Source organism: Chroococcidiopsis sp. CCALA 051, assembly GCF_003015105.1.
Taxonomy (GTDB): domain Bacteria; phylum Cyanobacteriota; class Cyanobacteriia; order Cyanobacteriales; family Chroococcidiopsidaceae; genus Chroococcidiopsis; species Chroococcidiopsis thermalis.
Genome location: NZ_PYCI01000250.1, coordinates 1 through 2,903 on the forward strand (window position 1 = coordinate 1; position 2,903 = coordinate 2,903).

The following is a 2,903-nucleotide window of genomic DNA, read 5'->3' on the forward strand; positions in this document are numbered from 1 at the left end:
AGGCAGCAGAGGAAGCAATTCTATCCACTAGCCACTAGCCACTAGCCACTGATAACTGATAACTGAAGTAAGATGCTTTTAAGGAAGATCGATTGCCATAATTTTAGATGAAATGATGCATAAATCTAGATCGAGAAGGGATGGTAGAACTCATGGCAGATAAAATGCAGTGGGCAAACGCCCTATCAACTCGCCCTTCTTTAGAGGCTGCGGTGGCGGAAGTTGTGGAAGTGGCAACTTCTGCTTTACAAGCACCAATAGATCTAGGTATAGTCTTTATTTCGTCAGCTTTTACCAGCGAATATTCTCGCCTGCTGCCTTTGCTGAAAGAACGCATATCCATCCCAGTGCTAATTGGCTGTAGCGGTGGTGGAATTATTGGGATGGATGGGCAAAAACAAACCCAAGAAATAGAAGATTTACCAGCCCTGAGCTTGACGTTAGCACATCTTCCTGGCGTGCAAGTCAAGCCGTTTCATATCGTCTCAGAGGAATTGCCTGACTTAGATAGCTCTCCTAATACCTGGGAGGAGCTTTTGGGCGTTCCTACATCTCCTACACCGCAATTCATTTTACTAGCTGAACCATTTTCATCTCAAATCAACGATTTACTTGCAGGACTAGACTTTGCTTATCCTGGTTCGGTGACTGTTGGCGGACTTGCCAGCAGTAGTCAAATGGGTGGTCGAATCAATTTGTTTTTCAACGATAAAGTCTACCGTGAAGGAGCAGTCGGTGTTGCTTTAAGCGGAAATGTCGTGTTGGAAACTATTGTGGCGCAAGGTTGTCGTCCGATTGGCAAACCTTATCAGATCGGCGCTTGCGATCGCAATATCGTCTTAGAACTCGAAGCTCAACCCCCCTTGACAGTGTTGCGAGATATATTGGAAGACTTAAGCGAAGACGATCGCGAGTTGGCACAAAATTCCTTATTCATTGGTGTAGCGCGAGACGAATTCAAGCAAGATTTAGAACAGGGGGACTTTCTCATCCGTAACTTACTAGGAGTAGACCCGAAGTTTGGCGCAATTGCGATTGGCGATCGCATTCGTCCAGGACAGCGCATTCAGTTTCATCTACGCGATGCCAATACCTCAGCTGAAGACTTAGAATATTTGTTGCAACGCTATCAAATTCAAACTCAATCTTCTCCTGCTGCGGCTGGAGCGCTAATGTTCTCCTGTCTGGGCAGAGGTGAAGGACTTTATGGTAAAGCTAATTTCGATTCGCAATTATTCCGCCAATACTTACCAGGTCTACCCTTGGGCGGCTTTTTCTGCAACGGTGAAATCGGTCCTGTTGGCAATAGCACCTTTCTGCACGGGTATACCTCTGTTTTTGCTATATGTAGGGAACAGTGACCAGTTATCAGTTGACAGTTATCAGTTATCGGTAAAGAAAGGGTGTGGGGCGACAGTGACCAGTGACCAGTGACCAGTTACCAGTGACCAGTTAGTTATTCGATCTCCTCTGCTCCCTCTGCCCCTCTGCTTCCTTGTCCCCTTTGTCCTCCTCTGCCCCTCTGCTCCCTGCTCCCTGCTCACTGCTCCCTAAACTAGTGGTTATTCGCGTTCGTCAGCACGTCAATCCGTTAGCTAATAAATATCAAACTCCGGTTAATCCGCCAGAGTGGGATAAGATATTTGCTCTGCCTACCCAACCGCTACATCTAGATATAGGTTGCGGGAAGGGACGTTTTGTGTTAGGGATGGCGCAGCTAGAGTCTAGTTGGAATTTTCTCGGACTGGAAATTCGGGAACCGTTAGTAGATGAGGCGAATAAGTGGCGGGATGAATTGGGATTGACCAATTTGCATTACCTATTTTGTAATGTGAATAATTCGCTATTACCTATTCTCAGTTCTTTACCAGAAGGAGTATTGCAGCGCGTCACGATTCAGTTTCCCGATCCTTGGTTTAAAAATCGCCATGCTAAACGGCGAGTCGTACAACCGGAGTTGGTAGAAGAAATCGCAAAATATCTCATTCCTGGGGGAATCGTATTTTTACAATCAGATGTTGAAGCGATCGCAGTAGAAATGCGCGATCGCTTCCTTGCCCATACCGCATTTCAAATCCAAAGTGAAGAATGGTTGTCAGAAAATCCCTTACCTGTAGCCACGGAAAGGGAAAAGTCTACCCTGTCGCGTGGCGAACCCGTGTATCGGACTGTGTTCTCCAAAAGTTAAACCCAAGACGGCAACCACATCCGCCAGCGATAACTTTCAGGAGATAGCGGTAGACCTAAATAAAGCGGCATCCAAAAGACAAAAGCCAGAAGAATCAAAAATATTGCCGTTACGCCTAACAGCCGTAGGTTTCTGTGATAACTGCGCAACCATCGATCGACGATCCAAGCCAAGGCTAGCACGGCAAACACCGAAGCACCCATGTAGTGGTACAAAAACGTACAGCGCGTCACCCGCATCCAGGGTAATAAATTAGCCAACCAATTCAGGGTAAAGAACAAATAAATTCCAAGACTTTGAAGTTCAAAATTTTGAATTCTAGGATTTTGTGATGTGGCAGAATTAACAGTTGCAAACGCAATCGCGCTTTTAGCAACTACCCAAACAGCATACAAAATTGCAACAGCGGAGAACCACCACAAGATCGGATTTCCCATTGCGTGTACGTCGTAGATGACTTTTGCACTCGCTTCTGGTAGGGGTGGTCCCACGACTGGTACTGATTCGTCAAGAGAAATGGTAGTTTTGTAAAAATAGGCAACCGGACGCAACATCAACAACCAGGTGTACCAGCGAGAACAATATGGATGCACGTCTGCACTACTACCGATGCGCTGGTGATAGAACAAGATCTCGCGCTGCATTTCCCAAAAGTTAGGTGTGGGATTGAGCATGAGGTGAGGAATCCAACTGATACTGTAAATGGCAACAGGGA

2 protein-coding genes and 1 pseudogene are annotated in these 2,903 nt (G+C 46.2%); 2 read left to right on the forward strand and 1 reads right to left on the reverse strand.

Features of this window, described 5'->3' with window-relative positions; all coding sequences use genetic code 11:
* Positions 1-152 precede the first annotated feature (152 nt).
* Complete coding sequence (locus C7Y66_RS30275; protein ID WP_106548363.1) at positions 153-1,361, forward strand: FIST N-terminal domain-containing protein; 1,209 nt, start codon at positions 153-155, stop codon at positions 1,359-1,361.
* A gap of 197 nt (positions 1,362-1,558) precedes the next feature.
* Positions 1,559-2,188 (forward strand): tRNA (guanosine(46)-N7)-methyltransferase TrmB, encoded by a 630-nt coding sequence (gene trmB / locus C7Y66_RS30280; RefSeq protein WP_106548362.1) that lies wholly within the window; start codon positions 1,559-1,561, stop codon positions 2,186-2,188.
* Here the strand turns inward: trmB and C7Y66_RS30285 are convergent.
* A pseudogene (locus tag C7Y66_RS30285) lies at positions 2,185-2,903 on the reverse strand (dolichyl-phosphate-mannose--protein O-mannosyl transferase); the annotation flags it as partial. The gene trmB and the pseudogene C7Y66_RS30285 sit on opposite strands and share 4 nt — an antisense overlap.